Here is a 26,599-nt window from a genome sequence, read left to right on the forward strand (position 1 = left end):
ACCGATCAAATGTCAAGGAGAGAAATGAATAAGGAACGTGTCCGCAATGTTTTGCTTGCGGCTTTTACTGCTATGGCCCTCTCAATCTCTAGCAATGCTCAGATTCGTTCGGCCTCGGGAAAGCTGATTGTCATGTCCCCACAGAATCTTCCTGACGCTGCTCAAGTACCCGGGGAAGACCTCTTCCTGTACCCCAATAGAGACGGCGGTTACTATCTTTACGAAGAACAGCAAAATGGTTCTCGATTGCTCATTTTCGATGTGACTGATCCTTCACGGATCAAGTTGAAAGCTACACAGCAGCTCGCCGCCAGCGGCCCATTCGACTTTATCGACTATCTGAGCGACAAGACCGCGCTGGTACGCTATCGGAATGGGAAAGGAGCGGCAATTCTCGACCTACGCGACGAAAAGCGTCCCGCGTTACACGAAGTGTCCGCACTGAAAGACAACGGTTCTACGCTGATTATGGATAAACCTGGCGCCTCGGAGGTGGACCAGGCGGAGCGTTCGGCGCGACCAGCGCGCAAAGAATATGAAGTCATTGACACTACCTCGCGGGATCAGCCTATAGTCCTCGCTATCGTAAGACAGGTAGAACATCAATTACAGAATAAAGATACCGGGACGACATTTTTGCTCAATCGCGAAGGCCTCACTATAGTGCGACGCATCGATGTCGAGCAGTCGTTTCTAGCCCATCAACGACAACTAACTAACTAAGACGGGACCGAGGACTCCCTAATTTAGCCAAGGCCATGAATTCTGTCATTCGGATTTCTGGCCTTGGCGTATGCGCAAATGTCGGTAGCAAAAGTTAGTATGTGTGGGTGCACATGATGTGGTCAATCCTTCGCGGAATTTTCACATCCTTGGCACATCTCCTCGCGTCGCATCGGAGATGGTCTGAGGGCGACGTCTTTGACTTTGAGTCTCGTCTCCTCAAAGAGCACCGGCGCGCTGCCGACTCGATGAGCGGCTTGGCGCGTCTTCGATACGGTGCTTACTTGGTTGATTGATTGCCGTCTCCCATGGCATTTACGCAAGCGCGAGCCTTCTCGCGACGCACCGTTGACACCCTGATCTTCTCCTCGTCTGGAGGTATGGGCGGGTCGTCTTCGATCGTGTCGACAGAGTTCGAATCATGACATCAGGGCTACGACTTCGGCGTCATTATGCTTCAACCGAAAGAGCTGACGATAATGCGTACTCGATGCTGTACGGGCATGCGGGCCGTGAGGCATTAGAGCGCCGACACAAGCGTGTGGTGACGTACACCAAACTCAACCAGACCGGTGCATCGCTTCGTGCCTGCGGTTTTTTGTCCGTCGCGTCTCGCGCGGCGGTCCCTGAAGCCACCCGGGGCGGCCGAGGAAGAACCCCGTCGAAGACGTACCAAGACTTCGATGCGAGCGATGGAGAAGAAAACTACCCAAGCCGCCGCCGCTGACGTTCCCAGGAGCGAGTACCCGAGCAAACTGTCCTCTCACCCGGTTGAATCGGTGCGTCTCACTCTGCTTGGACCGGACAGCCCTAGAGGCACCTTCTCCCACAGGGTGCGTCATTCCGTGGTGAGGTGATCATTATTGTATCGTTGAACGGTGTACATAACGGTGTATGCAACTGAGTTACTGTGCAATATGTGGAATCAGGGCAACTGGCAAGTGTTTTCCGCTGGCTCGCCACCGCCGCACTCCCCTCGTGAGGGGTTCTCTCAAGATGACGGCTGTGTCATTTTGTCCAGAGGTGAATAATTTGGCTTTCCCCTGACCCTCTGGAGGCTGGAACTACGGCGAGGAGAGAGCCCTCACTTCGCGAGCAGCGACTGGATGTGGCGCCTGGGAGGTTGACCGAAGAGCCTGGCATACTCGCGAATAAATTGGGTTGGACTTTCGTATCCAACTTCAAGCGCCGCACTAGTAGTATCTAGGAACTCTGACATCATAAGCCGCCTGGCTTCATGCAGACGTAGTCGCTTCTGATACTGTAGCGGGCTCATTGCCGACATGGCTTGAAAATGATGATGAAACGTTGAAAGTCCCATTCCAGCCATGCTGGCCAAAGCTTCGATGCGTACTGACTTCTTGTAATTCTGCCTGATCCAGGCCATTGCTTGCGCTGTGCGGTTACTGCGAGTTCCGATGGAAACGATCTCACGGAGCCGAACTCCCTGTTGGCTCGTGAGCAGCCTATAGAGAATCTCCCGATGGATCAGACTGCCAAGAATCGCGACATCCTTTGGTTTGTCACGGAGCTCCAGAAGGCGATCAAGGGCGCTGAACAATTCTGGAGTGACAGGCCCCGATGCCAATGCGCGTCCCAGCGGCTGACGTTCCCGCCCCTCCAACTCTAGTTCTACGATGAGCTGTCTCGCTGCTTCGATGTCAATCTTGAGAAATACCGCGCAGTATGGCTTCTTCGGACTGGCCTCGGTCACCTGGGTCAATACAGGCAGATCTGTTGAGGTGAGAATAGTCTGCGATCCATCACATCGGTACGTTTCGTTGCCCAGTTCAATGCACTTGCGTCCCTGAAGAATGATGCCGAGACCAGGGCCGTAAAAGCGAGAAGCAGGCATTGTCGGAGCCGATCGGACGAAAACCTGCACTCCTGGTAGCCATGGATCATCGTTCCCCTCTGCTCCCGCACTCATGATGAACTTGCTTGCAAGCGCAGTCCGGGTCGAGTGCAGCTTCCTGCTTTCGGCAGATGTAAACCTCATAGATGCCCAGCCTCGCCACTATTCTACCGTTCGACACGAATAGGCAGAAGTTCGGCACGATCGAGCTACCAAGTTTTTGTAACAGTTCCATAGTATCGGCATTGGAAAGAGTTTCGATCACCAGTTTCGGGAGGCTACATATTGGGCATCGAGGGTAAAGTAATTGCTATTACAGGCGCAAGTAGTGGCATCGGCGAGGCCGCAGCAGTTATGCTCGCTGAGCGGGGAGCACGGGTCGTCCTGGGAGCTCGGCGAATCGACCGTTTGCAAGCTTTGGCGTCTCGTATTCACAGCGTAGGCGGTCAGGTAGCCGTGGTACGGATGGACGTCAAGCGACGTTCCGACGTGCAGCAACTTGTCACGTTGGCCTGCAAGCGTTTTGGGCAACTCGACGTTCTCATCAACAATGCTGGGATCGGGCCAATCTCACTCATCGAAGATCTGCAGGTCGAGGATTGGGAGGAGATGATCGATGTTAATCTGAAAGGCTTTCTCTACGGCATCGCCGCAGCGTTGCCTGTCTTTCGGGAACAGGGCTCCGGGCACTTCGTTAACATCGTGTCGACCGCTGGACTTCGGATCGTTCCGCTTCAGGCGGTATATGCCGGCACTAAAAATGCGGTGAGGACTATATCGGAGGGGCTGCGTCAGGAGGCCGGGGACAAACTCCGGGTCACCGCGATCTCGCCGGGCTTCATTTACACCGATTTTGCAGAATCCATGACAAACCCCGAGGTAAAGGCTCAGACTTTAGCCGCGCGAGACAAGATGGCGATATCGCCCGATGCAATCGCCCGGGCTATCGCGTTTGCGATCGATCAGCCGTCGGATGTCGATGTAAACGAAATCGTAGTCAGACCTACAGCCCAGGGCTGATTGCGCTTGCGGGTAGCAGATCTTGTCGCGGAGTCCCTAGGCGAGCGCGAACTAAGTCGGATCATCGGTTGGGATCCGAATCAGCTTAACTCACGAGCAAGTCGGATCGCACCGAAAGGTTACATGGCGTCAGACGAGGTCGTTCGCGGTGGTCTCAACGCAGTAATCTGCACAAGATATTTCCCGAGTTGTCTTGGGGTCGGACCTGCAGGCGTGGGTAGATCCGCCAGCTTCATCAATAGTTTTTCGTAGGCCAAGAGACCGTCGTCAATCGCGGCCTGTTCGGCCTCTCCGAGAGGAATCTCTTGGAGATTCCTTAGCAGGTTCTTTTTCCCTTCGAGTATGAGGGCGGCGGTCGATTGCTTCGGCACATAGAAGTCGCACTTGGCACAGGCCATGCGGTGCGGACACTGCTCAAAGAAGTCATAGGTGCAATAGCCGTGTCCGAGGTCATAGCACTTCCATGGTTCAGTTGAGGCGATCCCAGTGCGAACGGCATCCTGGTTCGATCAGCACCTCGATGGCGCGCAGGTTGCGCGCAAAGTATCCAGCATCGGCATAGGACTTGGCCATCTTCAGATTCGTAATCTTCTCATAATGCTGGGTCGCTGACGGACTTGCGTGACCGAGCCACTTCTGCAGTTCAAATAAAGTCATCGGTTCCTTCGCGTTGAAGAGCTGCGAAGCAATGGTGGAACGTGCCCGATGCGTAGTAATGTTGCCGCGCACATCGGCCAGCGGCACGCCGGCTTTAGCGCAAAGCGCGGGGATGAGGATGTTGTTCAGGTAGGACTTGCCAACGCCTGTGAGCCGGAGCGCGAAGAGAAAGTCCACGAACTCTCCGCTCTTCCAGTCGGCCCGCTTGGCGCCGTGCGGACGCACCTTCTCCCAGGCAGCGATGGCATCTCCAACGATACGATCCACCGGCTTCGTGAAGGCCGTTGCGGTCTTGTTGACTGGAACATCGAGCAGACACCGCATCGGCGGGAAGTATGTCGCCCGTGCCAGGGACAGTGACTGCATCGCGCTGCCATCGGATGCAGCCGACCCGCAGCCTGAGAATCTCGTTATTACGAAGCCCAGCGAAGAGCCAGGTCGTCGCGAGCGCCCTGCACAACTCGATGGGATAACTGTTGGGTCGAAAGTTCCCTCGATGGGCCGGGCCACGACGGGGAAGATCGTCGGGAACGAGGTTGAGGTCAGCCCAGACGAGCTTGGCCCACACATCCTCGGCGATGACCCGCGGGTTGCGGCCGATCAAAGCGGCGAGACTCTTCGGTATGTTCAGATGCCGCATGGGATCGAACCGTCGCGGGATCAGGTCCCACTCCTGAAGATCCCGAAAGAAGATCCGCAGCGCGGAGGTGCGGCTCGCGCGAGTGCTTGGGGAGAGTAACTTGCCCCGGCTTCTAACATGAACGGGATCGATGCTTCCCCAGTCTCCACCATGCCACTGGCAGACGACGGAGATGAGTTCCGCTGCAAGATCGCGCGTCCAATCGCTTGGTGATAAAACCGTTGGATGTACATGACCGAGCCAACGGCCCACGTTGAGCAGGAAGCAATAGCTCTGGGTTCTGGAGCTTCTCGCATACGTGGATCGATCAAACCAGAGACGGCAGAGGCGCGCCCACTCAGGCGGCACGCCGAGAGTAAGGGCGGGCGAAGACTCCTTGTCGGGAACGGATCGATGAACCTCAAGAGCCTCTGGAACAGTTCCCATGCTGGCCAGCACACGGGAGACAGCCACGATGAATAGCTGCCGATGCGCGGTGGCTTGCGTGCGATCACCTTCTTCAAATGCTCCAACGTGAGCTGGTCGAGATGGGGCGAGCGGATGAAAAGGAGCGTCTCGAAGACAGTCCGCATGATGCGATCGCTCATGCCGTGCTTGAGGTATCCCCACTCCAGAAGCAATGCGAAGACCCGGTCGGAGACGATCTTCATGTAATCACGTCCAAACACCTTGCGCGCAAGGCACCCGTAAACGACGTGGTCGCACTTGAGACGGTGTAGGTCAGCAAAGTCACAGAGCAGATAAGCGATGGCGACGATGTGCTGACGCTCCATCCTGCTCCGCTCGATGGAATCGATCCACTCTTCAGTGGTCCATCCCGAGAAGGAACGCTTGCGCTCAGCCATCTCACGCAGGAAGAACAGCAGCACATACTTGCGATGGTTGGTCTTGATCCCCGTGTAGTCGAGCGTATCGTTCAGCGGCTGCACCAGCCGGTTGAGCGAAGGAGCAAAGTCCATCGTTCGCCCGTACCTGTAGAAGCGATACGCCTCCGCATAGCGTGTCAACAGACCCTCTTCGCACGCGGTGAGCGTGGAACTACGGTCGTATCGGTCGAGACCATTTGGCCAGGTCCAGGGTCCGTCGTCTGCCTTCTTAGGCATCTCCTTCTCTGGTCCCCACTGAGCACGGGCGCTGCTCTGAAAGAGCGATGAGCGCTGTTCGACGGTCAGGGTATCAACCCAACGCCCGATGTTGTTGTGCCATGGCTGTCCATCCTTCCTTACTCGCTTGGCTGTCACTGAACGACCTCCGCCAGCATCTGAACCCGGCGGGCATGGATCTGAGCCATGCCCGTCGCGAGCTTTAGCGAAAGGTCGCGGCCACTGAGATGGATATAGAGCAGCGTGGTCTGCACGCTGCGATGTCTGGCGAAACTTGCAATCTCGTGGATGTCCCAGCCTGCATGGGCTAGATCGGTCAGACAGAGATGGCGAAGTGTGTGCGTTGAGAAGCGTTGGACGCCAGCTCTGCGTGCAATCTGGAGTACGATCTTCGACCAACTCCATATCGAAACGGGATCGCTGTAGTTAAGGCGTGACTCGGAGAGAAAGAGCGGCCGAGATAGCGGACAAGCAACTCGCCGCTCGATGCGGAATAAGGAAGAGCGCGCTCGCGGCGTCCCTTCGTACTCTCGGCTCGAATCTTGAGCAGGCGTCTCGACGGATCCATGTCGCTACTCTGGAGACTGCAAAGCTCTTCGCGGCGAAGTCCAGCGTCATAGGCAAACGCAAGCATCGTCCTGTTGCGGGTGGACTCCTGTCGTGCCGCCGCAAGAATGCTATGCCAGTCTTCCTCGTTAGGAATCCAGGGCAGCTTGTGATGGCGTGCGACCATCGCCCGTCCGCTGCTGGTCTGTGCAGCTGGTTTGTGGGAACGTGTCCCTTCTTCCATCAAATATCCATGGAATAGGCGAACAACTGTCAATAGCTGCTGTATCGTCGCGTTCGCTAAAACAACCTCGCCAGCCTGCAACGCAGCGAGATACCGTCCCGCATCCGCGCGCGTCGCGGAGACGGACGCGACGCGACGCGGGTAGACTCCGAGAATGCAAGATATCTCTCCAATGCCCTCGAATAAGCATCGAGCGTATTGGCCGACAGGCCACGGTGCGACTGCAACAAAAGCTACGCATGAGCGGGAGCGTCGCATGCGACCAAGGGAAAACGATCGCAACGGATCGGGTGAACGGTGAACTCGAACGGCACATGAACCTCCTGGTGGAGATCCAAGGAGAACAGGCACGACGGCACCAACGCCTCACGAGGGGAGCGCGGCGGCGGCGAGCCAGCGGAAAACACTCGACTTAAGTTACAGACTACGTTGGAGTTGCTGATTCAGTTGCCGGTCCTTCGCTCCAATTCGATGCGATCGCTGACCCGCCGCCCGTTTCAAAGTTCGGCAATCGTTAAGCCTCAGAGCAGTGCGGTATGAATGGAAATACCTGCCAGGATTCCATCGGCTACGGCTGAAATCGTATCCGACGTACCCCGGCCATCATTGCGCGTGGCATACACTCCCGGAACAGTCGTCATCATACCTGGATCGGTCCAGATGAGCCCCCCAAAAGCACCATTCTCTATTACGCACCCCAGTTGTCGTGCCAATGTGCTGTTGTTCTCTGCGAAAGCTAAGAGCAACTTAGAGGCAACGCGGCTTTCGCCTGAATGGAGGGTCACTCTGAAACTTCCTGTCCCTTCCCTCCGCGCTTCGACAGCTATACCATCGATGGTTCTCAAGGAAGGGTATCGCTCTAGCTCGGACAACGTTGAATCGATCACACCAATTTCGTGGTGGTTAGGAAAATCGCTGACGACGCGTTTGACGGATCCGTTTCCTGGTTGACCGGAGTAGATGATGCAGACTTCACGTCTAGCACGCGCGAGTTGCACTCCCGCCGATAAACCAGTATAGCTATCCCCAACAATGATTGCGTCGTATAGCATGTTTGGCATCCGCATTAGGAGAGGCGACTGAGTTGTAGCCAGCTGTGGGGACTCGGCAGAACGGTGCCAAGCCCTCTTCCACATTTGTACAGAATGAGACGGTTCTCTTCGTGGGAACGGTCACCGCTTAAACTGCCAAAAAGAGCTGTGTATGCGCCAAAGCGAAAAACCCAACTTTCAGAACTGACATTGGTAACACAGCCCCTGGCTATTTTGAAGTCGGCGTCTGTGGGTCTCTTCGACCAGATGTGGGCTGCCCTGGTCCGCCCTCTGCGAACAAATCAGCTCTTCCGTCGCTGCCGACGTCAACAAATTCCACATTCGCGGAGGAACATGTTTCTCTGCGACGATTTACCGATGTCTGTTACTTCAGAGGTTGCTTTTGGAGAGTCACTGAAGCCTTAGTAGATCCAGACACAAGCACCTCCCCAACGGGTGAACAATGCGTTTTTAGGCCCTGGAGTTTCTTGTACCCGAACAACGCCAATCATCGCGACTAAGGTCTGAAGAGCAGAGGTGGCTGGAGGGTGATTGCACAGAAACGGTGGCGACCGCAGCAGCTCTGTGTAACGTACCTTGCAGCGTGTGACTGAGTTAAATCGTGGCGTCGAGCCCCAACGGAAGTCAGATTGCCGGCTGACTAGCACCCGCTAGATGGGACTTTGGCATAGCCCAAAGACGTTTCTCGTGCGCGGCTTCAAAAGAGGTCAGTGCTTCGGTGTGGCGCAAGGTCAGGCTAATGTCATCGTAGCCGTTGAGCAGGCAAAACTTTCGAAATGGTTCGATTTCGAAGCGGGCATGGAAGCCTTCGTCGTCGGTGACAGTCTGATGTTCGAGGTTGATGGTTATGATACTGTCCGGGTTTTTGGTGGAGCGGCCCATCAGCGTCTTCACATGGTCTTCTTGAAGGCGGACGAGGATGATGCCGTTCTTGCCTGCGTTGGAATAGAAAATGTCGGCGAAGGTGGGTGCTATGACGGCGAGGAAGCCGAACTGGTTGAGCGCCCATGCGGCGTGCTCGCGCGAGGAGCCACAGCCGAAGTTGCGCTCGGCGATGAGGATCTGCGCGCCGTGGTACTCGGGCTTGTTGATCACGAAGCTAGCATTGGGCGTAATGGAATCGGGCACGTCTAGGTTGTAACGCCAATCGTAAAAGAGAAAGTCGCCGTAGCCCGTGCGCTCAATGCGCTTGAGGAACTGTTTCGGGATTATCTGGTCCGTGTCGATGTTGGGCAGCGGCAGCGGCATGGCTTTGGATTTGAGTTCGTTGATGGGGGTCATTGGCGTAGTACTCCTTCTGCGGACTTCCACTTACGTATGTCGGTGAAATGGCCGGTGATGGCTGCGGCGGCGGCCATTTCAGGGCTTACGAGGTGGGTGCGGCCTCCGCGACCCTGGCGGCCTTCGAAGTTGCGGTTGCTTGTGGAGGCGCAGCGTTCGCCGGGCTGCAGGATGTCGGGGTTCATGCCCAGGCACATGGAGCAGCCCGGCTCGCGCCACTCGAAGCCTGCATTTTTGAATACAATGTCGAGACCCTCTTCTTCAGCCTGGCGCTTGACCTGTTGCGAGCCGGGAACGACCATCGCGCGAATCTTCGTGGCGATGTGGTGGCCCCTTACCACGGCGGCTGCGGCGCGCAAATCTTCGATCCGGCCGTTGGTGCAGGAGCCGATGAAGACCGTATCGATCGTTATTTCTTCCATGTGCATGCCGGGCTTCAGGTCCATGTACTCGTATGCGCTGGCGAAGCTCTTACGGTCGCCGTCGGACTTCGCATCTTCGAGCGAGGGCACCTTTCCGTCAATCGTCGCGTGCATGCCGGGAGACGTGCCCCAGGTTACGGCAGGTACGAGTGTTGAAGCGTCAACGTGGAGTTCGCGGTCGAAGATGGCACCTTCGTCGGTGGGCAGCGTCTTCCAGTGGGCGACGGCTTGTTCCCATGCTTCGCCTTGTGGCGAGAAGCGGCGACTTTTTAGATATTCGAAGGTCGTCTCGTCGGGAGCGATCATGCCGGCGCGCGCACCTGCCTCGATGCTCATATTACAGATGGTCATGCGACCTTCCATGCTGAGCGCGCGGATGGAGCAGCCCGCGTACTCGATCACGTGGCCCGTAGCGCCGTCGGTGCCGATCTTGCCGATGATATCGAGGATAATGTCCTTGGCTGTGACGCCGAAGGGCAGGTCCCCCTCGACGTTGATACGGAAGGTCTTGGGTTTGGTCAGCGGCAGCGTCTGCGTTGCCATTACATGCTCGACCTCAGACGTGCCAATGCCGAAGGCCAGTGCGCCAAAAGCGCCGTGTGTTGAGGTGTGCGAGTCGCCGCAGACGATTGTTATGCCGGGCTTGGTGGCACCGAGCTCGGGTCCTATCATGTGGACGATCCCCTGCGACGCATCCTGCACGTCAAAGAATTCAATGCCGAAGTCAGTGCAGTTCTTACGGAGCGTCTGCACCTGCTTCGACGCGATCTGGTCGATGATGTGGAGCCGGTCCTCGACACTGGTGGTGGGTACATTGTGATCCACCGTGGCGATGTGCCGCTCTGGGTGACGCAACTTACGGCCAGCCAGGCGTAGTCCTTCAAATGCCTGTGGCGACGTCACTTCATGCACTAGTTGCAGGTCGATATAGAGGAGTGGCGGCTCGCCTACCGGTTCGACGACTAGGTGTTGTTGCCAGATTTTTTCAAACAGTGTTCTTGGTTCGCTCATCTTCCCTCATTGTGAGTAGTGCAGTGGTAGCGCGGAGGCCGCCGAATTCAGATTTGACCGGACTTATCTTCGCTGAAGCAAGTACTACGTCGCGCTTCACGCTCCGACAGCAGTCGGAATAATATGGTCGGGGCTGTTGGCTGAAGCGCAAAAGGGTACGCTACAAGGCCGACAAGCTCGCTGCCAAGTTTGCCTTGACGAGGTCGACGAGGAGTCTTCCCATCAACTGCGTGTCGACGGCATGTTGACCGTCCACGTTGCGGCTTAAAATGTCAGGGGTGCGGTACCCAGCTTCGAGCACCTGAACGACAGCGTCTTCGATGCCCTTTGCTTCGGTCTCCAGACCGCCAGAAATGCGCAGCATCATCGCTGCGGTAAGGATGGTGCCGATGGGATTGGCCTTGCCCTGGCCGGCGATATCCGGCGCGGAGCCGTGTATGGGCTCATAAAGGTTGACCTTGCCCCCGACCGTGGCTGAGGGCAGCATGCCGAGTGAGCCGGTGATGACCCCGCTCTCGTCGGAAAGGATGTCACCGAAGAGGTTTTCGGTAAGGATCACATCGAAATCGCGTGGACGCGTCATGAGGTGGATGGCCATCGAGTCGACAAGCTGATGCTCGACCGTGACGTTCGGATACTCGTTCGCGACCTGATCGACGACGAAACGCCACATCTGCGAGCACTCGAGTACGTTGGCCTTATCTACGCTGGTGAGCTTTTTCTTCGGGCGCTTGGCTGCAATATCGAAGGCAATCCTTGCAACTCGCTCGACCTCATCCTGCGTGTAGACCATGGTGTTGTGAGCGCGGCGGAGTTGCTTGTCCCACAAGCGTGGTTCGCCGAAGTAGAGGCCACCGAGAAGTTCACGCACAAACATTATGTCGGCGCCTTCGGTTATCTCGTGGCGTAACGGGCTGTTGTTGGCGAGTGCCTTGTAGGCGATCGCAGGACGCAGATTGGCGAATCCGCCGAGTTCAGCGCGAATCTTGAGCAGGCCGGCTTCGGGGCGCTCGCTGGGGGCTAGCTTGTTGAACTTGTTATCACCTACCGCGCCAAGCAGTGCGGCATCGCAGGTGAGTGTTTTCTGCAGGGTCTCGTTGGGTAGGGGCGTGCCGTGCGCGTCGATGCCCGCGCCGCCGATGAGCAATGGCATGTACTCGAAGGTGTGTCCGCCGACCTCCCCAACGGCATCAAGGACGTTGACCGCCTCTTGGATGACCTCCGGGCCAATGCCGTCACCTGCTAGTAGTGCAATTCTAAGGTGCATTGATTATCCTTCAGGCGCTTAGGTGCGTGAGATTCCCTGGGTTTTTTGCGTTGCAAAATGGACGCGTCTGAAGCTTCATTGCATCTACTTCATACCTTGGTCATCCCAAACGATTCTCAAAGTTAGATGCGCGTAAAGAGTAGTGTCACCGCTCGATTCTGCCAAAATGCATGCTGCATCGGTCACAAGTGAATACATGGGTCAGTCCCACTCAGAACAAAACAAAATGCGCTCACTACTCGGCGAGTAGTCAACTTGAATGACTCGCGTCAGGAAAGAGCCGGCCGCTTTGAGCCGACACCGCGCGTGTCTACTACCACCCGGAGTGCCGATTGGGACAACATCAGCGCAATAAGTGACAAGTGCTTGCGATGAAGCCATCGATAGCTTTTCTCTCGTCGTCAAACAATTTCGTAGTCCAGAAGTATTTTGATATTTGCTTTTCCCGATTCATGCACCGGTGGCACTAAATACTCTAGCCATACCTAAACCGGAACCTGAGCGGGCCACTTCGATTCAAAGAAGTTCATCGCCTCATCCTAGGGAGAGAATCGCCGCAATGGTAATTGGAAGTAGTTGTAAGTTTTTTTCCTGTCCATTCTTGATCACGGGTTTTTTCTTATCGATCTCGATCCCGGCTACGAGATTTGTTGAAGCACAGCGCGTGGCTGATCCGGTCCGCGCCGGCGAGCCTACAGCGACCACACCGGAAAAGCTCGATCTCGGTATGTACTCGCGCATTCGCGACGAGGAGTTCAATCACTCGCATGTCATGGAGTATGCAGGCGGCCTCTCGGATGACATCGGCCCGCGTCTTTCAGGCTCGCCTGCGATGATGCGTGCGGATGATTGGGCACGCAGTCAGCTCACGACTATGGGCTGCAAGAATGTACGGCATGAAAGCTGGGGCGAGTTCGGCATGGCATGGACACAGATAAACACGTCCCTGGCGCTGGTCAAGCCCGCGAACAGCGTTTTCGTAGCGCAAGCGACTCCGTGGTCGCCCTCGACAAACGGCACGGTAAACGCGGAGGTGGTCCATCTGACCGAGCTGACGTCGGAAAATGACCTGGCACGTTGGAAGGGCATGCTCAAAGGCAGAATCGTGCTCTATGAACAAGCACCCTTCGATGCCAATCAGGGTCCGGAGATGGTGCACGATACAGCCGAAAAACTTGCGGAGATCGCTCAGTATCCGCTGAACGGCGACATGAACGATCAGTATGCAACCACACCGGCCATGCTGGCTCTTTACCGGAAGTTTTTCCAGAGCATTGCCTTCCGCGAACACGTTGGAAAGTTTTTTGCGGACGAAGGTGTTGTCGCGGTCTTGATTCCCGGTGGTTCCGACGGCGCTCTCCATGTCGATATCTTCGATAGCCTTGGAATGTCGGTATATCGCGCCGATCATAAGCAACCGATCCCGGAGGCCGTCGTCACGACGCAAGCTTGGGGGCGGATGCAGAGGCTTCTGGATAACAAAGTTCCTGTAACGGTCAGCCTCAACATTGCCACGCACTTTGGTGATGAGCACGTACCGGGCTACAACGTCCTTGCAGAAATCCCAGGCACCGATCCCAAACTCAAAGATGAGGTTGTGATGGTCGGCGGTCATTTGGATAGTTGGTATGCCGGCACAGGCGCGACGGACAATGGTGCGGGAGTAGCTGTGGCCATCGAGGCAATGCGTGTCCTCAACGCTCTGCACGTGCAGCCACGCCGAACCATTCGAATCGCACTTTGGAGTGGTGAGGAGCAAGGTGTCCTTGGATCTCAGGCCTATGTTGCCAAGCATTTTGCGGACATACATTTTTCGTCCAGCCCTGATGATGCGGCTACCGTGAACATCGTGAAGCCGATCGTCGCTCCTCCTACCGCAAAATCCGAAGGAGCTTTGCTCGATGCGTACTACAACATGGATGACGGTACCGGGAAGCTACTGGGCATCTATACCGAAGGAAACCAAGGTGTGAGCGATATCTTTTCCCAGTGGATGAAGCCCTTGGGCGATCTGGGCCTAACCACGATCAGCACGCGCAACTTTGGAGCCACCGATCATGCCGCCTTTCAACTGGCTGGCCTGCCGGGTTTTCAGTTCATTCAGGATCCACGGGACTACGTCAGCCGCACACACCATACGTCACTGGATACCTATGAGCACCTCAGTGAGCCGGATCTTAAGCAGGCAGCCGTGATCGAGGCTATTTTCTTGTACAACACCGCGATGCGAGACACCATGCTGCCCCGACCGGCGCATTCAGAGCCTCCCTCCCGATTGTTTAAGACACACGCAAGTAAAGATTTGCATGAGTCAAGACCTGATCGGCCTCGCTATTTCTGTACCAGGTGAAATGTTGGTCTTCGACCAAAACTGATCTGAATAAGGGGAGGCTTTGGATGAGGAAGATGCGTTTTTCTGTGGAACAGATCACAGAATGAGAGGTGGCCACGGCCACGTGGACCAGAACATAAGCTCAGTGGGAAATGATCTAGTCAATGCAGATATCAGAAACAGACACCGTTGCGACGTGCAAGAAGACTCGGGCCATCCGCGAGTTTATGCGCGGCAAGTCCCGGCTTATGTTTTCAAGCCGTGGCCTAGGCTGGGCCGGCCTTCTCTTGGAGCAGCATCAGTTTCCTGCCGGCGAGTGGCCAGCGTCGGAGTTGAGTGGCTTAGTTCTTTGTCTGTGGAACAATGCGGAGACGCTCCGCTGCGATCACCCAGATGTCAATGGAAACTTTGTACCTAAGCTTGTTCACCCCGGCACCCTGTCCCTTTACACAGCTGGTGCTCTCCCAGCAGTGCGTCCGAGCTGTCCTACCTACGGTCTTATTTGTGCCTTAGACCCGGACTTCAAGCATGAGATCTCGCAAGAGATCCTAAATGAGAGCAACACGCGTAGCGTGGCAGATGGCGTCATCTCTCAGGACAAGCGTTGTTTTATGGATAAGCCTTTACAGCACACTCTCGAAAAGTTGGGCGACGAAGCGAGGCGTGGCGGACACTCTGGTCGCCTTTATGCAAATCGTTTGATTCGTTCCCTCCGAACACGGCTGTTTGATATAACCCGCGGGGCGAGCGGAGGAGTATGGTTGAAAAACAAAATAGATGCCGACACGTTGCGTCGTCTAAGTAATCGCTTGGAGACAACACCGGAGACCAATCTGGATTTGCACACACTGGCAACTGAGATCGGCTACAGCAAACGGCATCTGCTACGCTCTTTCCGTTCAAATACAGGTCGTTCTCCACATCAATACGTACTGGATCTGCGGATGGAAAAAGCTCGCCGACTGATGGTGAAGCCCGCTCTGAACCTAATTGACATTGCCCTGGACTGTGGGTTTGCCAGCCAGGCTCACTTCACCTACGCATTTCGTCAAAAGTTGGGCCTAACGCCAAGCGAGTATCGCCGTAGGCTTTGATGGCGTTTTTACGAAAGTGATGGCTCCGCCGAACGGATAGTCTCACGGCAGATGCCCGATAAGAACTTTACTTCCATTTCAATCGAACCGCTGCCACCTGGGACGCCCGAAGTAGAGGCTGGACCGACTGAGGCTCCCGTACATCAGACCCAACGCCTACCAACACTAGACGTCCTTCGGGGCGTAGCTTTACTGGGCATCCTCATGCTTAATATAGAGGACTTTGCGGGACCTGAGTCTCTTTGGGACATTCCCACAGGCCTACTCCGTCCCGCTTTCAGCGGCTGGCATGCCCGGATCGACTACACCATTGTCGTGCTCAAGTGGATGTTTGCTGAAGGCAAGATGCGAAGCATGTTCTCCATCCTCTTCGGCGCGGGCGTGGTGCTACTGACAGAGCGACTTGAAAAGCGCTCCGCTCTAAGGCGCGCGAGGAGCATTTACTACCGCCGTAATCTATGGCTTCTCGTCTTTGGTGTTTGCCACGGCTTTATCCTGTGGTTCGGGGATATCCTGATCGACTATTCAGCGATGGCACTAATCTTCCTTTACCCGCTGCGCCGCCTCGGCGCCCGTATGCTGCTTATGTTGGGTCTCATCCTCTGGCTGGTAGGTGGAACGTTCGGCAGTACACGGGCATTTGACGTAACCGCGACGTTGCGCACAGAGAGTCAGCTTAACGCTGCCAAAGCCGCTGGCACCTCCGCGACGCTTGCACAGCGAGCGCTCTTAGAGGACGCTTCAAAACGTCAACAAGCGGGTGCAGTAGCCATTCAAGAGACTCTACGGACCCGCCGATTGGGTTTTCTGGCTGGATGGCCGACCAGAGTCACCACGGAAGTGGCGATACTCAAACTGAAGTTTCCAACCTTCTGGTTTCTTGAGTGGCTCGGTGCCATGGTCACTGGAATGGGTCTCTACAAATCTGGATACTTGACCAACAAGCTTCCGGTCCAGGCATATCTTTCATTAGTGATTGCCGGCTATGCTCTCGCTCTTCCGCTCGTTCTCTTCGGGATTTGGCAAGTCTTTAAGTCAGGCTTCGCGGTCGCTGCCTTTGACCGATGGCTGGCCATTCCTTACACCGCAGAGGTGGTAGCGGGAACGCTCGCCAACACTTCGATTCTGCTGCTTCTGGTCAGAAGCGGGCATTTGCGGAGCACTCTTGGGCGAGTCGCCTTTGTTGGTCGTACTGCCTTCAGCAACTACATCCTCACCACCATTCTCTGCCAATTCCTTTTTGCCTGGGGTCCATGGAAACTATACGGCAAACTTGAATACTACCAGTGGTACGTCGTAGTGGCGGCTATCTGGGCATTGAACCTGATCGCTAGTTCTCTGTGGCTGCGTGTCTTCGCGTTCGGCCCGCTGGAATGGCTATGGCGCTCCCTGACTTACTCGAAACGTCAGCCGATGCTACTCACTACGAGTAGACAAAGATAAGCGCGGAAGGCTAACTGCAAAGACCAGGTTCACATTGACTCTGAACATTTTGGGCGGACGCGATCATAAACCACACACAATACCCAAGTGTGCCGCCGCGCTTGGTTTACGCGGTAACCGATGTTGGGATGACACTCCGGGGGGCGCTGATTCCCCCTTCATTGCTGGGCGGTGGTAATTAGGCAGGCCATCCTCGAGAACCTCCCTAAAGTCAGGCAAGCTGCAATTGCTGATTTGGAAGCTATCTTACGTTCTGCACTTCCGTGGTGGAACATGGAAAGAGGGTTCCCGACACCGAAACTTACCGTCACTTTCTGACAACTACGCCGCTGCGAGCGACAAAGGCCGGTAGATGGGGAGCAGTTCTGAAGCTGTTAGCAGTCTGACGAAGCAGTCACACTCATTGCAGTTCTGACACTAAGGAGATTGGATGAAGCCTCAAGACGTCGTCGTGGACACGAATGCAGTAACAATGCAGGAAACCGGGCATTCCGGGATTCAGTTTCTTGCATCACCAGAACTCACGGGTTCGCGCTCCCTTGCGTTCTTGCGGGGTACTGTCGAAGGGGGCGGGAATATTCATCTCCATGCACATGCTGATACGGAATGCTTTTACATTCTTGAAGGTGAGATGGAGATGTATCAGGATCTTGGGGGAAAGGGGGCCTGGCAAAAAGTACGCCAAGGTGAGCTTGCCTTGATCGGCAGCAATGTGAAGCACGCCTGGCGAAATAGCTCTTCTCTTCCCTGCGTCTGTCTCATCATTACGGGAGGCGATGTGTTTCGATATCTCTTGGAGGTCATTGAGTACCGCAAAAATGCTCTGCAACAAGGAACACCGCGACAGGCCATGCTAAAAAAGATAAAAGATCTCGCCACGGAAACTCATGGTTGGTTCGCCACGCCTGAAGAGAATGCAGCGATTGGGCTCAAGTTCGGTTAAGGATGGCTGTCGGCTGGTCTCGCCACGCCGAACCGACATGCGGGTGATTTTGAAATCGTGTCAGTGACTTTGGGGCACATCACCCGCGCGCGGAAAAGTCGCTCTGACCGAATCTCGTAGGATCCAAGAGCGTGGGCAGGAAGAATCCAGCATCGACCGCGTTTCATGCGCAGCAAAGGTCTACGCAGATTAGTCTAACGACGATGGAGCGACTGCCGAAACGTGTGTCCGCGATCAGTCTGGCGGGCCCGCTCGGTCTCGCCGAACTCGCCGGCGTCCGCGCCATCTAGGAATCAATCACTGAGTTTTGTGGAGGCATTCGTATTTATAGTATGACGCTTAGGAATCGAGATTTGTTGGGAACGAACGCCCTGTGGCATCCGTCGCAATAGGCCAAATGAATTTGCAGCACAGCCCAATCTTCTTCGCAGATTGCTCCTGAATGGAAGATTCGGCCCAGTGCCGCCAATTCAGCGTGCATCTTGGATGTCATAGTCATACCTCCGTTCAGAACCGTAGGTCACCGGGACCACGCGTTTGTTCCGATCGCCGAGGCCATCGGCGCTAAATGCAACGAATTCTTCCCGGTGTGACCACACTTACTTCGAGAGCAGCCCTGAATACGGTCTCCTGTATCCACGGCCGTTCCGAAGCATAGTCATTTTGTGGGCCGCTTTTCTCTGTGTCATACGTCTGCCGAGGATAGGTGTCTCCGTCACTGTGGCAGAATCCAATTCGCGAGTTCGCTGTCGCTTACTTCACCTACGCGACGGTCAGATGGCACGTTCATTCGTAGCCGCAGTCCGAAGGGCCGTCGATGCGAACCTTGTACCTTGCCGTCAGCGCCTTCAGGCATATCGCCAGGGGCGAATCCATTGAGGTAGAGCCACCACTGTCCGTCGGGCGCCGCAAGCGCGGCAGCAACACCGGGACCCACCACCTGTTTGCCGACAAAGTTGGGCCATTGTGGCTTTTGCGATTGCAGCAGATAGCGGACTTCGAGTCTCCCACGCTGGCCCCATACGTTTCCGGCATCACGCAGCAATACTTTTCGGTATCTGCCATTCCCCACCGGCATGAGCGAGTCAGACCACGCCACGCCTGTTTTGTAACCTTCGGTGAGATAGGCACCGGTCGAGTATACGAGCAAGTGCTTACCGGCGACTCGGCTGAGATAAGGGGCTTCCACTAGCTTGGCCTGTGTATTCGCGTACCATTCGGAATTCAACTCGCCGTCGCGGTCGCCGGGAGTTAATAGAACAGACGCAGGGACCGATGCGATCTCTGTCTCCGTCTGCATTGGTTGCAGGACAATCTCATTGCGCAACGCGGGAGGAGGCGCGATGCCGCGTACATAGAGTAGATACAGACGTCCGTCTTCTTCGTAATATTTGCCGTCATAGTTGCCATTGCTTGCTTCAGTCAGCGAACCGGCTAACAGCGAGTCAGCGGCCCAGTCAGTTGGAGGCGTATCTGGCGAGACTGGACCGACCGGGTGTGCATGCGCCACCACAGTCCAGTGTTTCGGATGGGCCATCGTGTGTATGCCAATGGTCACTGCAGCATGCCACTCTCCCCGGTCGTTCTGAAAAAGATCGATGTTTTGGATATTCGTGATCTGCCCTCCTGCCGCCGCAATCATTGACTGGAGTGAGCCTCCGGTCACGCGTAGTGACCTAGACGAAAAACATTCCGCAAGAACTGGAAAAGAACACTGTAGGACGGCGTGGGTCGTTCCGGAAATAATCACCTCGCGCAGCGCGTTTGCCCTGTCCAGTCGAACTGGCTGCGGGTCTGCCATATAGCCATCACCACTCGAATTGATGGTTGTTAGTGGGATCAATCGCAGTGAGTCTGCAGTCGAATCGAATGCCTGTGCGGCACAGGTCGTGCCAACGATGGAGGTGGCGATGACTGAGAGGTATGCAATTGTGCGCAAGCCGTGTAGGCAGAAAGACGGGTTCATTTATACCTCAAACTGTTTTGTCGATGAGTCTCAAAAGGACATAGCGCTGGTCCAGATCATCTGGCTATACTGGCTGGCGATTTGGCGCGACCCATTTGATCACACTCGCCGGCGGGATATTCATAGAGACGGAGTGGAACTACCGGTTTCGAAATCTCAAGCCCGAAGCCAGTGATCAATCAATCTTTAACGCGACCGAAAGGTTGTTTAGAGAAGCAACTCTGCATGTTTAGCCACATCTCGGCCAGCTTCCGGGACAGTGCCGTCACCTGCTTAAGATTAGATTCACGTAGCGAGCGGTGTCACAGTTCGATTCTGCCAAAATGCACACTCGTTCGGCCAAGATTGGAATTCGGGGGGTCAGTCTCACCTACAACACAACAAGAACTGTGACTGTACCAGCCGGATAGCTGACTTCAATAAGCAGATTCTACAAACCACGTTTCTGCTGACATTTTACTTTCCGTGCAGTATGGTGAAGTCTTGTGCGCAGATAGCACGACATAACGTCAAGTCTTTTGCTTTAAACTGAGGGTGTTTGGGACTGCCATGAAATCTATCCTGATCGGCGTTTGTGCTTTACTGACCTGCGCCGGCGCGCTGGCTCAAGGCCCATCGGATTTTTCCGAGACCGATGCCAAGCTCAAGGCTTGCGTGGCCAGAGACAGCAGCAACATGCACGTTATGGCCTGCAATTCCGTCGCCCAGATCTTCGCGGACGCCCGGCTGAACAGTGTCTATCAGGCCTGGGCCGAAGCGCTGAAACATCCCAAGCCAGATGAAGCCAGAGACGACGCCGAAATCCTAAAGCGCCTCGTCACGGCAGAGCGGGCCTGGATCGCATTCAGGGACACGGACTGTAGCTTGCAAAGCACATCAATGCTCGGCGGTACCGGCGAGCCCAACGCCTATGGCGACTGCGTGTACGCCATGACCAAGACGCGCGTGAAAGCGCTGGAAGCGGTTCGTAACGCCCGCTGAGTTGCCTGTTTTTGGCCCAGTGCCGCAGCCCGAGACGTCCCCGGGGCTTCAGCTCACGAAGAGGACCGACATTGCGGTGCAGTTCGGTCATCCTGTCCTGAAGTTGCCACCCTGTACTCAGTGGCCATGCACTTTCGAATGAAGCAGTGTCCCGACCACACACGAAGGCAGAAAACAACCTGACCATGGCAGATTCTGATTGGCCGCCTCTCTTCGCTGCATCATCCAACGCTTGGAGTGGAGGAGCAAGATGATGATCACCGACATTACGTCGGCAGAATGGCAGGCGCGCTAAAACCACGTTGGTTCCAAAATAGGAGATTTTGTGAACAAGAAAATTATTCTGTGTGCGGATGGCACATGGGATTCACCGCATGGTTCTACCGGAATGCAAACTGATACGAACGTCCGTAAACTCTATATGCTCTTGGGGGATAAACCTTCGCAGTTGAAGTACTACGACAGTGGCGTGGGAACAGACGGCACACCATTCGAACATTTTTTGGGTGGTGCGATGGGCGATGGTCTCTTCCAGAAGGTGCAAGACGGTTATAGCTTCCTCTCTTATGTTTGGGATCCGGGCGACGAAATCTTCGTCTTCGGGTTTAGTCGCGGAGCTTATACCGCTCGCAGTTTGGCCGGCATGATAGCTCTCTTTGGTGTTCCGACCAAGAATTTAGATAATCAGACAGTCAAGCGCATTTTTGATGTGTACAGGATCACTGACCATGACAAGCGAGAGGCTGCGAAAGTGCCCCTCGTCGATGAATACGGTCTAACGGAAGTTGACGTGCGTATGGTTGGTGTCTGGGACACTGTTGGCGCACTCGGCATTCCAGGCCATCTCTTCACCGAATTCGACCAACAGAAGTACGGTTTTCTAGATACGAGCTTGAGCCATTGCATAAAGAATGCGTTTCAAGCGGTGTCAATCGACGAACGTCGTTCGCAATTCAAACCAACACTTTGGACCAATGCTGACGGGAGCCAAAGGGATAACGATTCACAGTTGGAACAGGTGTGGTTTCCGGGAGCTCATTGCGACGTAGGAGGAAGCTATTCAGAATGTCAGCTTTCCAACATCACCCTGCGCTGGATGGTAGACAACGCGAAGTCTTGTGGGCTGCAGTTTGATGAGGAAGGCCTTCAACAGTGTTTTTCGCCGATGCCCTTCAATCCCCTAGGACCGAGTCACGATGAGTGGAAGTTCATACCGTGGGGACCTTGGAAACATCGCACAGTGCCGGCGAACGCAGTGCTGGCAAATACAGTGAAAATTCGGTTTGCCAGCATGCAGCCAGAATATAAACCCGAAAACCTAAATACTCCGCCTGAAGCCTACAAGGAGACGGAGATCATTCCTGCCGGAGAGCTATAATCTTGGCCTTGCAATTCCTTAAGGGTGGCTACTTTTCGGAATGTGCTCAAAGCACCGCGGGCTTCAGCCCCAGGCCCACGGCCTTGCCGACGACACAAGCCAGAATCGATCCTGAGTATTCTTGAAAGTAAGCATCCTTCATCATCACAACTGAGCTGACGAGCCGTTCCAAGAAAAGATGGAGGCACGCACGTGCAGCAATATTCGATCTATCAGGTGGATGCGTTCACCAGGCAGGCATTCAGAGGTAATCCCGCTGGCGTTGTCCCCGACGCGCGGGGTCTCTCGGCTACCGCCATGCAGTTCATGGCGCGCGAGATGAACAAATCGGAGACTGCCTTCATCTTCCCAAGCAGCGATCCGAGCGGAGACGTTGAAGTGCGCTTTTTCACGCCCACTGCCGAAGTTCCTATATGCGGCCACGCGACGATCGCTGCTCATTACGTCCTGGCAGTAGAAGGAGCGCCACTTGGAACGCGTCGGCAGCAGACTGCAGCCGGAATGCTGGCTGTTGAATCTGAGAAGTTCGATGGAGTGATCAGGATCTGGATGCACCAGCAGCTTGCCAACTTCTCCCCTCCGCTGGAAGGCCAGCAGGTGGACGCTTTGCTGAAGGCCCTTGGTCTGGCAGCAAGCGATGTAGAGAGCAATAGCCCAGTCCAAATCGTTTCAACAGGCCATTCAAAGGTCGTCATTCCTGTTCGTCGCCGAAAGAAAATTGCGGGTCTGTCCCCAGACATGAATGCTTTATGTAGCCTTAGCACTCGAATTGGTTGCAACGGCTACTACACCTGGACGATGGAAGATCCCGATCCAGGCAATCTCTCCCACGGTCGCATGTTTGCGCCCATCATTGGGATTCCGGAAGATCCCGTCACTGGGAATGCGAGCGGTTGCCTTGGGGCCTATCTCGTTCACCACGATCTTCTGTCGGGCGACGAAACCGGGGTGGCTTCATTCTACGCGGGTCAAGGCTTGGAAGTCGGCCGGCCTGGACGCGTACTAGTTGAGGCTACGCGTTCGTCTTCAGATGTGCCAATCGCTATCAGAATTGCTGGGGAGGCTGTCATTACACTTAAAGGAATCATGGTGGCTCCGTAATCCTTAGCGATTACCTTCATCGGAAAAAGCCAACGGCTTCGAACTAATAGAGACATTGTCCAGGCACTGTCTTAAGAATCTCAGAAGCAGCGAATACGACCATTGTCCGAGGCGTGGACGGCAGGGGGCGAGTCGCTCTTCGAGCGCCCCAGAGATTCTGTGATGCCACCGTCTTTGTGATGGGCAGGATACACGTCAACAAGTGACTAGGCTTGTTGTCAGCACTTAATGACATGCAGTAAACCATGGCTAGTTGCAGTCCGCCCCTAGCCGCAAAAATTGCATACCCTGGGCCGAGGAAAAGGCCAGGCGAGACCACCCCCGCCGGGACACACCTTTGGTTGATGCTGCAATTTTCCAAAGTTCCATCAGCTGGTCACGTCGCGAATGAGACTCCATAACTAATAGCCAGGCAGGTGTGGCCGGATCAAGAGGGTGTTTGGCCGAAACTGCCATCGCCATTTAGAACTTGGCGGTCATCTCAACAGATATCTCCGAGTCGCGAGATAACGTTAGTCGCGATCAGCAGCGTGCGCCGCCGAATGACGCGACGCCAAGAAGGCATAAACAAAACGCTGTAGCTTATTCAGGAGGAGATCAAACGGCCATGTCGACTGGATCAAAGTTGCAAATTGAGATAGACAAAGGCGCGCAGCTCGCAACAGATCTTCGCGCTCACCTCGAGGGAGCAGATGTGTTTGGCGGGAGCGACGACCCAGGCGTGGACTTTGGACCGTGGAACATCGCCGAGGCACAGCGCCCGCTTGCACGCATAGAGTGCCGCACTGCGGGGCAGGTCTCAACCGCATTGAAGATCGCTGCAGATCACGACGTTCCGGTCAGCGTCTGCGGCGGCCGCGAAGATGCGTTCGCGCGCAACAGTCGGGCAGGTTTCCTTGTCGTCGACCTGCGCCACATGGACAATGTTAACTATGACGCAGTAACGCGGGTCGCGCGCATCGGTGGTGGCGTGACCACCAGCCGTCTGCTCAGCCGGCTCTCGTCGGATATCGTGACACCTACCACGTGCAACGCAAACGTAGGTTTGATTGGCGCGGCGACGGGGGGGGGCTACGGTTTACTAGCCGGTAGCTATGGTCTCGTGTGCGATGCGCTGCTCGGAGTTGAGATGGTCTTAGCCAACGGTCAGCAGGTGAGCGTAGATGCGACGCACGAACCGGACCTTTTTTGGGCGCTTCGTGGCGGAGGCAACGGCTTTGGTGTCGTGACTTCCGCAAGGCTTGCGACCTACTCTTGTCCGCACGTACTAAGCACGCAAATCAACTTTCCGCTGTCGTCGGGAAGGCGTCCGCTGATGATCATTCAGGATTTGCTCGATGAAGAGCCGGATCGCTTGGGCCTTACACCGGTCTTTGCAAAAGTCGACGATGGACCGGCCATCCTGTCGCTCCAGTTCGCTTGGAACGGTCTAGAAGAAGAAGGACGGGCTGTTCTCAAGGTGTTGAGCGACCTACCAGGCGCCCAGGTGGCGAATGTGGGGCTCGTGCCGTTTCGCGAAACACTGGATAGGGGTGAACTTTGGCCTTGGGGAAAGGTTTGGGGCGCCCGCACCCGATCCCTCAGCCGCCTTGATGGTGCAGTGGTGGACACATGTCTTGAGGGAGCCGAAACCATGCCCTCCCTTGGGGCCCGGTTATTTCTCCACGACTTTCATGGCTACGCTTCCCGAGTTCCGCTATCGGAGACGGCCTTTGCGCTCCGTGAAGATCACTATGTCGCCGCCGCTTGTGGCATGTCAGAGCCTAGTGACAGGGATGGCGAGGAGATCATGCGCAAGTGGTTGGACAACGTGGCCGGCAGTCTCGAAAAATCGGCCATGCCGGGTGGGTACGTCAATTTCCTTGCTCCTTCAGACACGGAACGGGTCGAACGCTTCTACGGCCAAGCTGCGGAGAGACTTCGGGCGATCAAGCTGCAAGTTGATCCCCACGATCGGTTCCGCAGCGCTACGGCTCGACTGCGGCCGTGAGTCATTAGAGCGGGTATCAATTGCCTTGAGGGATGCGGGATAACCAACTGCGCTGCAGCGATCTGGATAGCTTGTAGTTGGGCTCGCGCGCGGAGAGCTAGTTCCAGCGGCAGATCTTCCGCTTGTTTTGTCACGTCGGAGGGTCCGGGCTTGCCCCAACCGGACGCTGCATAGGCTCAGTATTCTGTCAGGGAGAATCTCTGAGACTATCCCCGGTGCGACCGCTAATTCGGTTTATCGTTCCGGGGCGATCGTTGCACTTGGAGTGAGCTGGCGCTCCCAATCTACTTCACTGCTCTCATCTCGGTCGGCAAAACCAGTGACTCGTCCGTCTTGAGAACGCCAAAAGATCTTGCGTGATCGTGCGTCGCCGGGCGCAAAGAACAAATCGCGAGATTCAGCTTTCCATTCCTGCGTAGGCTGTCCGGTACGGTAAACAAGAATGCGATTATCTTCACGACGGATCGTGCAAGTCTCTCCGGATGCTCTATACGTCCCTGTTATGTCATCCAGTTGTTCGCGACTGAGTGTGATGGCCGGAGGATCTACTCGAAGGCGCGTGATATCCACTCGGCGCAGCTTCCAAACTCGCCCCGTCAGCTGCCATGTTTCCGAAAACAGCAGGTGACTATTGCGTCTATCACGAAGTGGACGTGTCGGCACGTCATCTAAGTGCAATACCATCGCGGTTGTGCCAATGCGCTGCACCTCAAATGTGCGGATGATCAGAGGAGTATAACCATCTTCCTTGAGTTGTTCTAGAAAGAGTTTTCGGGTTAGAACTTGACCATCCTCGATATAGAGGAAGTCCTCAGTGGTGACCGCCGCCCAGGTCATCTGATCTCCTCGATGTACCGCGTTCAGCAAAACCTCATCTTTCGCGCGAAGCTCTGCTCTCAGTTTAGCGTCATCCGGTTGCGAAAGCAGTACCGCAGCTGTCGCGAGCAACGGTGCAAGGCACCAAGAAATTGACATGACTCTTCCTTATTTTGCCGAAGGCGGAGGGCAAAGCTTTCGGCAAGTTTCCCAATGTTGACGGATCTCGTCTTGAACCGGAGCAACAACCCTAATGATATGCGCGGCGAATCTTCGAGTGTGAGCAGCATCCAAAGAATCTCAAACCCCTTCAAGCTCATCTGCCAAGAACGCTCAGATGGTCTCGCTGAACACTGGTCTCTCGGACCGACTTGCACGGGGCTTTTCCTCCAACATACCTAATTACCCCGCTATTCGGGCATCAGCCGGCTGTCGAAGGGCACCTTCCGGTCAGGTAGTCCCGATGCAGGCGGCCTGAGGGCATCGCCGCAACTGTTGCCTCGTTCGAGGCCACGTCTTTCAGATAGCTGCCAAGCAGGTTTTTATTCTATCTATTCAAACCGAACGGCTGAGGTCGCGGCGTACCACCACTCGGGCCTCAAGTAAACGCAAGTTGTCGGTCAGAGCCGTTTTGGATGCAGACGGTATCTTGCGCTTGAGTGCACTCAAACGCACGGGATGTAATCGTATGGCGCAGAGAATTGGTCGTCGCTATCGGGTCAGTCAGGCATTCA

21 protein-coding genes and 1 pseudogene are annotated in these 26,599 nt (G+C 55.4%); 11 read left to right on the top strand and 11 right to left on the bottom strand.

The genetic code is table 11. The features are described from left to right. Window positions 1–24: 24 nt before the first annotated feature. Window positions 25–723: an LVIVD repeat-containing protein gene (locus ACPOL_RS28585; RefSeq protein WP_114210183.1), complete on the top strand. Its 699-nt coding sequence runs from the start codon at window positions 25–27 to the stop codon at window positions 721–723. 1,084 nt (window positions 724–1,807) lie between these two features. Here the strand turns inward: ACPOL_RS28585 and ACPOL_RS28590 are convergent. Beyond that, on the bottom strand, window positions 1,808–2,722 hold the full coding sequence (locus tag ACPOL_RS28590; protein ID WP_114210184.1) for an AraC family transcriptional regulator: 915 nt from the start codon (window positions 2,720–2,722) through the stop codon (window positions 1,808–1,810). Between the two features lie 141 nt (window positions 2,723–2,863). On the opposite strand from ACPOL_RS28590, the gene ACPOL_RS28595 reads away from it, so the two are divergent. Then, window positions 2,864–3,598, top strand: coding sequence for an SDR family oxidoreductase (locus ACPOL_RS28595; protein ID WP_236657097.1), 735 nt, complete (start codon window positions 2,864–2,866; stop codon window positions 3,596–3,598). Between the two features lie 119 nt (window positions 3,599–3,717). Here the strand turns inward: ACPOL_RS28595 and ACPOL_RS34310 are convergent, their stop codons facing one another. From ACPOL_RS34310 to leuB, 7 genes and pseudogenes are all read right to left on the bottom strand, one after another. Beyond that, on the bottom strand, window positions 3,718–3,996 hold the full coding sequence (locus ACPOL_RS34310; RefSeq protein ID WP_201758989.1) for a hypothetical protein: 279 nt from the start codon (window positions 3,994–3,996) through the stop codon (window positions 3,718–3,720). Between the two features lie 70 nt (window positions 3,997–4,066). Beyond that, window positions 4,067–4,621, bottom strand: a complete 555-nt coding sequence (locus tag ACPOL_RS34315) for a tyrosine-type recombinase/integrase (protein ID WP_201758991.1) — start codon at window positions 4,619–4,621, stop codon at window positions 4,067–4,069. 294 nt (window positions 4,622–4,915) lie between these two features. Continuing rightward, a complete protein-coding gene (locus ACPOL_RS34320; RefSeq protein ID WP_201758993.1) occupies window positions 4,916–6,136 on the bottom strand; it encodes a hypothetical protein in 1,221 nt (406 codons plus the stop codon). 143 nt (window positions 6,137–6,279) lie between these two features. After that, window positions 6,280–7,046: pseudogene (locus ACPOL_RS36625) on the bottom strand (tyrosine-type recombinase/integrase); the annotation flags it as partial. Between the two features lie 1,418 nt (window positions 7,047–8,464). Further along, window positions 8,465–9,121: a 3-isopropylmalate dehydratase small subunit gene (gene leuD / locus ACPOL_RS28620; RefSeq protein WP_114210188.1), complete on the bottom strand. Its 657-nt coding sequence runs from the start codon at window positions 9,119–9,121 to the stop codon at window positions 8,465–8,467. After that, on the bottom strand, window positions 9,118–10,554 hold the full coding sequence (gene leuC / locus ACPOL_RS28625; protein ID WP_114210189.1) for a 3-isopropylmalate dehydratase large subunit: 1,437 nt from the start codon (window positions 10,552–10,554) through the stop codon (window positions 9,118–9,120). The genes leuD and leuC overlap by 4 nt, the downstream gene beginning before the upstream one ends. A gap of 160 nt (window positions 10,555–10,714) precedes the next feature. Next, the gene (gene leuB, locus ACPOL_RS28630) at window positions 10,715–11,821 is read right to left on the bottom strand and encodes a 3-isopropylmalate dehydrogenase (RefSeq protein ID WP_114210190.1); all 1,107 of its coding nucleotides are present in this window, start codon (window positions 11,819–11,821) and stop codon (window positions 10,715–10,717) included. A 664-nt stretch (window positions 11,822–12,485) separates the two neighbouring features. Between leuB and ACPOL_RS28635 the strand changes: the two genes are divergently transcribed. From ACPOL_RS28635 to ACPOL_RS28655, 5 genes are all read left to right on the top strand, one after another. Then, window positions 12,486–14,171, top strand: a complete 1,686-nt coding sequence (locus tag ACPOL_RS28635; RefSeq protein WP_236657098.1) for a M20/M25/M40 family metallo-hydrolase — start codon at window positions 12,486–12,488, stop codon at window positions 14,169–14,171. A 146-nt stretch (window positions 14,172–14,317) separates the two neighbouring features. Continuing rightward, window positions 14,318–15,247, top strand: coding sequence for a helix-turn-helix transcriptional regulator (locus ACPOL_RS28640; RefSeq protein ID WP_114210192.1), 930 nt, complete (start codon window positions 14,318–14,320; stop codon window positions 15,245–15,247). 51 nt (window positions 15,248–15,298) lie between these two features. Continuing rightward, window positions 15,299–16,690: a DUF418 domain-containing protein gene (locus ACPOL_RS28645; RefSeq protein ID WP_114210193.1), complete on the top strand. Its 1,392-nt coding sequence runs from the start codon at window positions 15,299–15,301 to the stop codon at window positions 16,688–16,690. A gap of 65 nt (window positions 16,691–16,755) precedes the next feature. Beyond that, complete coding sequence (locus ACPOL_RS36630; RefSeq protein WP_414633397.1) at window positions 16,756–16,872, top strand: hypothetical protein; 117 nt, start codon at window positions 16,756–16,758, stop codon at window positions 16,870–16,872. A 248-nt stretch (window positions 16,873–17,120) separates the two neighbouring features. After that, on the top strand, window positions 17,121–17,633 hold the full coding sequence (locus tag ACPOL_RS28655; RefSeq protein WP_114210195.1) for a cupin domain-containing protein: 513 nt from the start codon (window positions 17,121–17,123) through the stop codon (window positions 17,631–17,633). Window positions 17,634–18,348: 715 nt separating this feature from the next. Here the strand turns inward: ACPOL_RS28655 and ACPOL_RS28660 are convergent. Next, the gene (locus ACPOL_RS28660; RefSeq protein WP_161557615.1) at window positions 18,349–19,275 is read right to left on the bottom strand and encodes a glycoside hydrolase family protein; all 927 of its coding nucleotides are present in this window, start codon (window positions 19,273–19,275) and stop codon (window positions 18,349–18,351) included. Window positions 19,276–20,148: 873 nt separating this feature from the next. Here ACPOL_RS28660 and ACPOL_RS28665 point away from each other — a divergent pair. From ACPOL_RS28665 to ACPOL_RS28680, 4 genes are all read left to right on the top strand, one after another. Beyond that, window positions 20,149–20,580, top strand: coding sequence for a lysozyme inhibitor LprI family protein (locus ACPOL_RS28665; RefSeq protein ID WP_114210197.1), 432 nt, complete (start codon window positions 20,149–20,151; stop codon window positions 20,578–20,580). 325 nt (window positions 20,581–20,905) lie between these two features. After that, window positions 20,906–21,958, top strand: a complete 1,053-nt coding sequence (locus tag ACPOL_RS28670) for a DUF2235 domain-containing protein (protein ID WP_114210198.1) — start codon at window positions 20,906–20,908, stop codon at window positions 21,956–21,958. 192 nt (window positions 21,959–22,150) lie between these two features. Beyond that, complete coding sequence (locus ACPOL_RS28675) at window positions 22,151–23,059, top strand: PhzF family phenazine biosynthesis isomerase (RefSeq protein ID WP_114210199.1); 909 nt, start codon at window positions 22,151–22,153, stop codon at window positions 23,057–23,059. A 607-nt stretch (window positions 23,060–23,666) separates the two neighbouring features. Further along, window positions 23,667–25,049, top strand: coding sequence for an FAD-binding oxidoreductase (locus ACPOL_RS28680; RefSeq protein ID WP_114210200.1), 1,383 nt, complete (start codon window positions 23,667–23,669; stop codon window positions 25,047–25,049). A 234-nt stretch (window positions 25,050–25,283) separates the two neighbouring features. Here ACPOL_RS28680 and ACPOL_RS28685 read toward each other — a convergent pair whose 3' ends face one another. Both ACPOL_RS28685 and ACPOL_RS36635 read right to left on the bottom strand, forming a co-directional pair. Then, window positions 25,284–26,024 (bottom strand): nuclear transport factor 2 family protein, encoded by a 741-nt coding sequence (locus tag ACPOL_RS28685; RefSeq protein ID WP_114210201.1) that lies wholly within the window; start codon window positions 26,022–26,024, stop codon window positions 25,284–25,286. 396 nt (window positions 26,025–26,420) lie between these two features. Next, the gene (locus tag ACPOL_RS36635; RefSeq protein ID WP_114210203.1) at window positions 26,421–26,567 is read right to left on the bottom strand and encodes a winged helix-turn-helix transcriptional regulator; all 147 of its coding nucleotides are present in this window, start codon (window positions 26,565–26,567) and stop codon (window positions 26,421–26,423) included. Between the last annotated feature and the right edge of the window lie 32 nt (window positions 26,568–26,599).

The sequence above is a fragment of the Acidisarcina polymorpha genome (genome assembly GCF_003330725.1).
GTDB lineage: Bacteria > Acidobacteriota > Terriglobia > Terriglobales > Acidobacteriaceae > Acidisarcina > Acidisarcina polymorpha.